This window comes from Pelagivirga sediminicola, from assembly GCF_003072125.1.
In the GTDB taxonomy this organism is placed as follows: Bacteria; Pseudomonadota; Alphaproteobacteria; order Rhodobacterales; family Rhodobacteraceae; genus Roseovarius; species Roseovarius sediminicola.
The window spans coordinates 1-7,920 of record NZ_QCYH01000036.1 but is presented as its reverse complement, the minus strand read 5'-3'; the positions used below and the strand labels follow the sequence as shown (position 1 = coordinate 7,920).

General features: G+C 54.5%; 8 protein-coding genes. 4 read left to right on the top strand and 4 right to left on the bottom strand.

Translation table 11 applies throughout. From position 1 onward, the window contains the following. Nucleotides 1–184 precede the first annotated feature (184 nt). From DC366_RS19040 to DC366_RS19030, 3 genes are all read right to left on the bottom strand, one after another. Nucleotides 185–1,558, bottom strand: coding sequence for a hypothetical protein (locus DC366_RS19040; RefSeq protein WP_133176253.1), 1,374 nt, complete (start codon nucleotides 1,556–1,558; stop codon nucleotides 185–187). A 115-nt stretch (nucleotides 1,559–1,673) separates the two neighbouring features. Then, nucleotides 1,674–2,243: a hypothetical protein gene (locus tag DC366_RS19035; RefSeq protein WP_108693731.1), complete on the bottom strand. Its 570-nt coding sequence runs from the start codon at nucleotides 2,241–2,243 to the stop codon at nucleotides 1,674–1,676. A gap of 131 nt (nucleotides 2,244–2,374) precedes the next feature. Further along, complete coding sequence (locus tag DC366_RS19030) at nucleotides 2,375–2,971, bottom strand: hypothetical protein (RefSeq protein ID WP_133176252.1); 597 nt, start codon at nucleotides 2,969–2,971, stop codon at nucleotides 2,375–2,377. Nucleotides 2,972–3,292: 321 nt separating this feature from the next. On the opposite strand from DC366_RS19030, the gene DC366_RS19025 reads away from it, so the two are divergent. Beyond that, a complete protein-coding gene (locus DC366_RS19025) occupies nucleotides 3,293–3,703 on the top strand; it encodes a response regulator transcription factor (protein ID WP_207768786.1) in 411 nt (136 codons plus the stop codon). 23 nt (nucleotides 3,704–3,726) lie between these two features. Here DC366_RS19025 and DC366_RS19020 read toward each other — a convergent pair whose 3' ends face one another. Further along, nucleotides 3,727–3,918, bottom strand: coding sequence for a hypothetical protein (locus DC366_RS19020; protein WP_108642222.1), 192 nt, complete (start codon nucleotides 3,916–3,918; stop codon nucleotides 3,727–3,729). A 121-nt stretch (nucleotides 3,919–4,039) separates the two neighbouring features. Between DC366_RS19020 and DC366_RS19015 the strand changes: the two genes are divergently transcribed. The 3 genes from DC366_RS19015 to DC366_RS19005 all read left to right on the top strand — a co-directional run bounded on the left by DC366_RS19015 (nucleotide 4,040) and on the right by DC366_RS19005 (nucleotide 7,796). Next, a complete protein-coding gene (locus tag DC366_RS19015; RefSeq protein WP_133176251.1) occupies nucleotides 4,040–4,567 on the top strand; it encodes a hypothetical protein in 528 nt (175 codons plus the stop codon). A 130-nt stretch (nucleotides 4,568–4,697) separates the two neighbouring features. After that, nucleotides 4,698–5,639, top strand: a complete 942-nt coding sequence (locus DC366_RS19010; RefSeq protein WP_243405236.1) for a GIY-YIG nuclease family protein — start codon at nucleotides 4,698–4,700, stop codon at nucleotides 5,637–5,639. Between the two features lie 81 nt (nucleotides 5,640–5,720). Further along, nucleotides 5,721–7,796 (top strand): AAA family ATPase, encoded by a 2,076-nt coding sequence (locus tag DC366_RS19005; protein WP_165802969.1) that lies wholly within the window; start codon nucleotides 5,721–5,723, stop codon nucleotides 7,794–7,796. Nucleotides 7,797–7,920 lie beyond the last annotated feature (124 nt).

The following is a 7,920-nucleotide window of genomic DNA, read 5'->3' as shown; positions in this document are numbered from 1 at the left end:
AGATCGCAAAATGCGCGCTGTTACGGAGGGCTCAATCCATCAGCCGCAAGCGCCATTGCCGCGGAGCGGCTTAGTCCTTGGGCCGTTCATGACGATCAGAGGCTGGGACAGCTATAGTGCATGCGGCTCACCGGCAGGTCAGCTTTGTGTCCAACCTGCTTCGGTTTTATAGAGCGATGCGCACTTATTGAAGAACGAAAATCACCGGCATTCGCGTTGCTGAGCCGTCGACTGCGAAGATCGCGATTTCACGGTTGATGGCATTCACCCCCCGGGTGTTCTCCAATGGATCGTAGAACGGGGTTTCGTCTATCGTTGCTCCCGCGCCAACTGCGTAGGCCTCGACGCCGCCGTTTCCGCCATACTTCACGGCAACACCCTGCTTGACCTCTTCCGGATCATAACCAAGCTTAGTGGTGAAACCGTCGAAAGCTGTGGCGATATCAGCCCCGATCAGAGTGTCGATCGCCTCTTGCGGAGTGTCCAAGCGCTCCATTTCGATCACGCCGTATACGCGGGTCAGGACATGTCCACCATCCGCAGGGGAGAACTCGAGCACGGCACAACGGTCTTTGATCTCAGGCGTGTAGCACGCAAGCCCTGGGCCGGTCCCCTTGATGTCGACAGAATAGGCGCTGTTCATACCCGCCATGACACTGCTGCCACTGAACCCGCGCGTTGTTCGCCACGGACCATCAACTTGCTGTAGGAACACCCGAAACGGCCGTTCAGCAATGTGAACCTCATCGGTGACAAGCTGTCCGGCATCATAGCGATAAGCGATCATCTTACCGCTATCCGTATATGCGAAATCGTCACTGGCGACATACGGATAGGCTTCGGTCAACAGTCCCTTCGCCTCCATCCAGGAAGTTCCCAAAGCGGGGATGCCTGACGCTTCAAGAAGTGCGGACCGTGCGCTATTTACCATATCGGCCTGAACGTCGTCGGCGAGTGGTGCATCTTCAGTTGCACTGTATTCAGCGATGGGAAGCCCGTCCCGCGCAAAATAAGCAACCCGCGATACGAAACCGTCATATGCGTTTGGGCGGGTCGCGGATTTCTGGAAGTTCGTCATGGTCACCTCGGCGACCAGAGCTCGCTGGCCGACACGTTCACGCAGCGCCTTGCCCTCTTCAATGGTTGCGGGAAAGACATTGAAGTCTGACCAGTTCCGGAAAAACAGCTGGTTGAAGCCGTATTTCATGTGCGAATTCTGCGAAAAAAGGCTCACGGGAAATCCGTTGTGCTCGACGCTGTAGTCGCCCAACTTCGCCCGGATCGAAATCGTGACCTCCGCTGCCTCAACATCGATAATTGCCTGTTCAGCCTGCAAGCGCGCGATGACCTCCTGCAACACAGTCGCGCGGTCGAATTCACCTGCTGAAAGGTATGCAGGGTCTTTTCTGGCAATCGCTTCATGGTCAGGCGTCGTGCCATCGACAGCCTGAAAGAACGTGTTCCACCAGGCTTGCTCGGGGTTCAGATAGGTTTCCGACATGGCTGGCGAACCAATAGCGAGGCCAAACCCCAATGCATATGCGAAATTCTTATTCATAGTCTGTTCCTCTCATTTGGTAATTGAAATTGGTGGCGAAGGACGCGGAAGCACTGCTTTCCACGCCATTTGGATTTTCGGAAACGTTCCGGTAGAGCCCTACGACAACCGCAAGTTATTCCTGTGTGAGCAGGTCAAAAATCGCGATAGCGCGGTCCCGCTTCAGGTTCCGGCCCAAGGTCACAACCTTGGATCCGTAACGGATCCGCACACGAAAACGGCGTTTTGCAGACGATCTTGCGATTGCCATATTCGCCCCCAGAGCGGCCGAGGTCGTCGCATTCGCCATAGCACCCATCACCGCCATCGAAGCACCGGCTGCACCTGTTCCGCCGATAATCATTGAAGGGCCACCGGAAATAGTAACCTCTTTGTCCATAGGGTTGTCGATCAGAACTTCGGAAATCTTGTCCCGCTCATATTCTGCACCATTCTTGATGATTCCATCCGGCGTCAACGTGAAAGTCTGACGCTGAAACATCAGATAAATCAGGTATCCCACCCCCAGTATCAGCACCAACGGGAGGGGCCAGAAAGGGGTGCCGAAAAGTGTGGATAGCCCTGTAAAAATCAAAGGAAAAACGATATAGCCTGCCCAGGAAATACCATCGCTCCGAAAGCTCACGAGTGTCTGATCACCTTCCGGGGTAAGGTCGTAGCCTTGGGTAAATGTTGCTTTCTTCATATCCTGATCTCCTTTGGTAAAAATTTTTCCACCCGCACAAGCATGCGGACACAGGCGGCAAAAAGCGCAATTGGCTTAGACTGTTGCGGGAATCTGATCGGAAACGATCAATTCATAGGAACAATTGAAATTTATTCTCTACGGCAATCAAATGCGTCGCCGCTGGCTTGTGAATACCAAACAAGACTGTTCTCTTCGATTTCGAATAGCCCGATGCCGTAGTTATCCGGCAGGACCACATAGTAACCCTGATCTCCAAGCTTATCGATTTGAACTACAGGAAATTCTTGGCCTGAAACATTGTAGGTCTGAGCATCCAAAGTGAACCCCATGACTTCGCAATCCCATTTGCCAAACGGCGGGAGCTCTGTCTTTTGCACGACAGCCGTCGCGCAAATACGTGCGGTATCGCTGATCCAGCAGGCCCCGTCACGCGTCAATGCACCAAGTGGCGTGTGGGCGCGGTTCACACCCGCAATCTCGTTCCAATGGGCCGTGGCCCGATTTTCACCTTCGACATACACATAAGCGAAATAGTCACCGGCGGCGCCCATAATTTTGAAGCTGCCGTCGTCACCGGATAGAAGCTCGAAAGAACATTGACCGTCGATATAAGATTTGTCCTCAACTTCGAGCACGCAGGATGCGGGGGTGGCCGTTGCGGGAGCAGCCGATGCGGCGAGACCGAGCCCTGATACCATACAGAAAAATGCAGTATAAAATTTCATCTCGGCCCCTTCCAATTACCTCAAGCAGAATAACTTAAGTATTTCAGCACCTCACACACATTAAAATACCTTCAAACAGAGGTATCGTGTTTGCGTCAGCATCACGGTCGTGCGAAACTGCGGGCAGGGCACGGCCAAATCCGTGCTTCGGGGCGTCGAAACTCCAAACCATGCGAGCCCGCCAGAATTTCATCTGGCCGGGTGGTTGTCACGTATGTCCAAGGCTCTGCCCAAAGGTGGCAGCGCTCTGTGCTCGCGTGCAGAGTTTCGAACACCCGGCTGCTGAGCCGGGTTGCCTCTCAAATCTACGGAGGGGCGGACATGTTTTATGATGTCAAAATTACTCACCAAATAGCGCCAGTTGATATCAATCAAAGCTCGGCGATGCAGGTTGATCAGACCATCAGTGGTTCACGGCCAGTTGGCGGAGCGGCACTCATCCTTCACCACATGTCCGGAGCCAAAGATGGCAAAGTAACCCGTCTGCAAACCGGCAGCGCGCGGACGGCTGGTGATACATCAGAGCGCGCCGCGCTGTATCTTGCCCCACGGGAACTTGATGTGCTTAAGTGGGCCGCCCAAGGCAAAACCACTTGGGAGACCGCTCAACTATTGAATTTGTCAGAAGCGACGGTCGCATTCTACACACGGCGTGCTTGTGCTCGCTTGGGTGTAAAATCAAAAATACATGCGGTCGCCGTTTGCATTAGCGCGGGGCTTTTCAAAATCTGACAAGGTTGAACGGAGATGCCATCTTAGCCCCCGCCCTCTTTCCAATCGTCCAGAAAGTCCGCCAAAATGCGCCGCATGGCTTCTGGCCGGGTTGGTATATCATCAAGGGTCCGGCGATACGCATCAATATCGTCGATCATCTCGGGTTCCATCCGGATCATCACCGGTTTGGTGTCCGTTTTCGGGCGGCCAATCTTCTTTTTTTGCTCAGACATGTCGAATCATCCTCAAAACTGCTTGACTATCTGATTACAACATTACATGATAAGCGGACCAAGGCAAGAGCTGTAACTCTTACCAAGGTCCTGATCATCGTCATTCCTTAGGAGAAATCTGATGACTAAACAATTTACTATCACGCCCGAACAGGGGCATGAACCCCCGAACGAAACCCCAATGTCTCTGGCATTTCGTGACGTTCTCAAAACGATGCATGCGTTCATCGTTGCGGAACGCGATCTCGAAGACATCGCATACAGCCGCGATCCAGCTTATGCGATCTGGGCCGAGGATACTGAAAAAGCACATGAAGACCTCGCAGACGCTCTGGTCAATGTTCACAGCCTGCCAGTCGAGACCCGTGAGGATCAACCGCTGCGCCGCATGGCCCTGCTTGCGGACGCAATGATCGGACACGAAGAACCTGGCGGAGCGCGGGCATTGCACCTGCAGATGCAGGTAGCATTTTTCACGAAATTTCAAGCCTGCGGAATTTCTTCGACGGCAATGCATCGCAACGGACTTTTGATCCACGGACGCCATCTTATCGATGCGATGATCAGTTTGCCGCTGTTTGATGGCGGTCCTATCGATGGCCCACATACTGATGAGCCGCCGGAAAGCGACTTCGGCGCGGCCCTCTAAAGCAAGCCGGCCAATTCCTCTCCCCTCAAATTTGGGGAGAGCCACTTCATCACATTTTTACAGACCAGCCGCCGGCCTGTGCCGCGTCTTTGACGTGCGCTGCAGCAGCGGATTCCTCGGAGGTTTCCTCATGACCAACGTCATCAATACACTCACGATTTCCGGTTCTCCCGTCCCTGTTTATCCTGGCAAGTTGATGCCTAACTGGATTGAGGCGGCACAAAACAAAGGCTACGATATTGTCGCGCGTATCATTGACCGCCTTCATCTTGCGCTGCGTTGCCACCACTGCGGCGAACTGATCAAGGTGAGGCTATACACCCTGATGTCCGCGCAGCCACTCTGTTCTGCTTGTGTGCGGAAACAATGGATTTTGACTGCCCAGGCTGCGGGCCTGACTTACCTTTACCGGTGTCATGATGACCGCCACTATGCTATCTATCAAGCGCAATGTGGTCATAAAATCCGCCGCCAATTCGAATTCGTCGAACGTGTGGCAGCAGGTAAAACCGACCTCCGGTGCAATGTTTGCCATAAAGATTCTGAAATGCGTGAAGCCGCGAAACGTGGTTGGGAACTTCTCGGGCCCGATCCAGAGAGCGACCCTAACTACAGGCATTACCGCCATTCGGACTGCGGACATGAACAGCGGATTGCCCGCGCAAACCTTCAGACGGACCGCATTTGTTGCGGCGGCTGTGGTGAACAATGGCCTGCTGCACCCAGCTATCTCTATGCCATGCGTTTCACTTTGCCCACCAGCCGTGAACTGGTGAAACTGGGGTATTCCAACAACCCCGAAAGCCGCCTGCGTCATCAGCTCCTTCGGGACGCAGACATGCCCTGCGAAATCTTGCGGAAGGTGTCCGTGACCTCTGGCCAACTTGCCATTCGTCTTGAAAAGCGCCTGCACAAAAAGCTGCGGGAGAGCTTTCCTGACGCCGTAGTCCCTCACGCCGTTTTTGCAGATCAGATCAAGGTGAAATCCGAAATTTACGATATTGCTATGACCCCTGTGATCCTCGCCGAGCTTGATGCGCTCGCTGAGCCGACGAGCGTGAGCGCATCATAGCCCTGTGCCGAAATTGTTTTTCGTTTCTCCGGTCATCCGGCCGGAGATTATCTATGCATATTTTATATGGAGGGCTTCCCCATGCCCCATCTCATCGAAAACACGCCGACTTGGGCGGCATTCGCCGACACTCTGATTGAACGCTTGCGCCGTCATCATGGCCTCGCTCCATCCCGTTTTCTGGACGACGAAGACGACGAGCCCTCGGAGCTGGATATTCTTTTTCAAAAACTCGAAGGTCCTGTTCCAGCGAAACAATTCTCTGAACGCACGGATCTTCCATCGCGGTATTTGCCTGCCCGACAGCTGTTGACTGGCGTCAGGTTGGCAGCGACCTTTGGTTCGCAGGATCAAGAGCAGGAAAGTGCGCAATGCGGTGCCATTACCGTCATCCGTGACATTGCTATCGAGGACCTGCAACTGATCAAAGACATATTGAAAAGTGCCTTCCCAACACGATGGCTTATCATTGAGCCGGACGTGGCCGAAGGCGCGCTTGCGAAGAATGCACAGTCGCGCTTCGATCGTCTTCTGGTCGATAGCGTCGACAAGATCGAGCCGGTTATCATACTGCAGCCTGACGGCATTACATTGCCTGCTCATTTGAAAGCCGTTGCCCCCACCACTCTTGCTTTCTCAAATGTCACGCATGATGTGCTCTTGAAATTTCTGGCCTGCGGGCATCTCTCTGACCAGCTCGCCAACGCTGGCAATACCCGAGCGGCACTACCGACTGAAACAGCCATGAAAGCTCTATGGACCGTTGATATCTGCGCAGCCACACGTGCGCCGACATTACATCAGGCGGTGGAACGCCTGCGCAGGATGACGCATCGTGACGCCAAAGAGAATGGTCCCCGCCTTGAAGACATGACGGGTGATAACGTTGCGCTGACAGCAGCGCGGCGCATCGTTGCCGATCTGCTCGATTGGCAGGCCGGGAAAGCCGCTTGGCATGAGCTGAGCCACTCCCTGTTGCTATTTGGTGCGCCCGGCACCGGCAAAACATGGCTGGCCCGCGCAATGGGCAATAGTGCGGGAATTGCCGTCGTGACCGGAGGCTTCGGCGAATGGCAGGCAGCAGGTCACCTTGGCGATATGCTGCGCGAAATGCGTGCGACTTTTGCCGAGGCGCGCCGCATTGCCCCCTGCATCCTCGTGATTGACGAGATCGACGCGGTCGGGTCACGGACAGATGACGACCGTCACGCCTCCCACTACCGCATTCAAGTGATCACGGCTTTTCTCGCACAGATGGACCAGATCGCACAGCAAGAAGGCGTTATCGTTGTCGGCACCTGCAACCATGTCGACCGTATGGATCCCGCTGTGCTGCGTTCAGGGCGTATGGATATCAAGATCGAAGTCCCCGTGCCAGATGCTGAAGCACTACATGCTATCCTCTCCCACCACCTGGCCGATAACATTGCTGATCCAGAGCTTCAGAAGCTCGCCAATCGCGCAGTGGGCCACAGCGCGGCTGATATCGACGCTGCAATTCGTGCTGCCCGCTCCAACGCGCGGCACGAAAGGAAGCTGTTGAATGTCGAGATGCTGGAAGAGCAATTGAACATCGGCACCGACGATGAAAACCACGATCGCACATGGCGAATTGCGGTTCATGAAGCAGGGCATGCTGTCATCGGCAAAGCTCTGGACTTGGGACCCATCGACCGAATTCTGATCACAGGTGACGGCGGCCAAATCTATCGCCGCGCGCAATCAAACGAAAGCCGCCTCTGCGATATCGAGGATGAAATCGTCTATTCTTTGGGGGGACGGGCGGCCGAACGTCTCATGCTCGGCGAAGTATCAGCTGGCGCTGGAGGTCCCGCGACTTCTGACCTTGCGATAGCAACTCGCACTGCCGTGGACATCGAGGCAACATACGGCCTCGGCCATGAGGGGCCGGTCTGGCACGCAAACCCCGATGCACTTCACCTCGCTACACCTGCAATCCGAGACCGTGTCCGCCAGCACATCGTGAAGGCGGAAAAACGCGCCGGAGAAATCCTCCAGCAGCATCAACAGGTCTTGGATGCTCTCGCTAGTGAGCTTGTCGAGAAAAGGTCGTTACGCACTTCTGAAATTGCGCAGCTTCTTCAGACAGTTACTGAAAACACTTCCACTCCATCACCTGAAAATGCACCGCCATAGTGATAGCAATCACAGTTACAAAAATCACTTCGCGCGACCAATCCTCTGTAAACCTCCGCCGAGGGCCGTCTGGCTGCTGGGCTGTGAGATCGTTTATCGAGTGTCCTTATGGACGCACACGAAG